Genomic DNA, 709 nt, shown 5'->3' on the forward strand with positions numbered 1-709 from the left:
TGAACTATTATTCGAATCCTTATCCAATTGAAAAGTTGGACTCTATACAATCTCAGTCTCGTGTGCTGCTGCAGGGAATTGGATTAACTAGCTATGATGTCTTGTCGCAATTGACTTACGGTCGCGGTGGGACTTTTACTGAAAATGCTGGACAATTGCGCTACATGCCAAGCGGCAAAGAACCGAAGATAGCTCTATTCTCCCGTCAAACATTGCCTTTTAGTAGTCGCGGGATTAATCAAAAGGGGGGTAGTGGGCAATACATACCATCATTCCTTACTCTCGATGCAATACATCATCTGCGTAAGCAATCCAGCATTGCTAACGGTTCTCCGAAGCTGGATTTCGAAACGCAGCTTTTACCTCTGTTGCTTAAAGAAATGTGTTATGTCTATCGAAGTACGCAGCTGGGGCACTGGCTAGACCCTGAAACCTATGTTGTTACTTCCAAAGACGAGCAGTGTATTCAAGCGTTGCTGTATCCTTATCGAAATAAAATATTTGCTTCTTTGAAGGATTATACAAGATTCTTCATGGAGCATTTGAAGGACGATCTTCATTCTTCCGCTGCAGGTAATGTTGATGGCCCAGTGAAAGCTGCTACAGATGTGCTACGAGATGTCCGTGATATCTTACGTTCAGCAATTGATTTTTGCGGGTTAACGTCTTCATCTCACAAGTACTTTATTGAATATTTTAATCCAAACTT

1 pseudogene is annotated in these 709 nt (G+C 42.0%); it reads left to right on the forward strand.

The window, feature by feature from the left end:
• A pseudogene (locus ACFIL8_RS11805) lies at positions 1-709 on the forward strand (hypothetical protein); the annotation flags it as partial.

Origin of the sequence: Bartonella sp. AP57NXGY (assembly GCF_042195805.1) — a bacterium.
In the GTDB taxonomy this organism is placed as follows: Bacteria; Pseudomonadota; Alphaproteobacteria; order Rhizobiales; family Rhizobiaceae; genus Bartonella.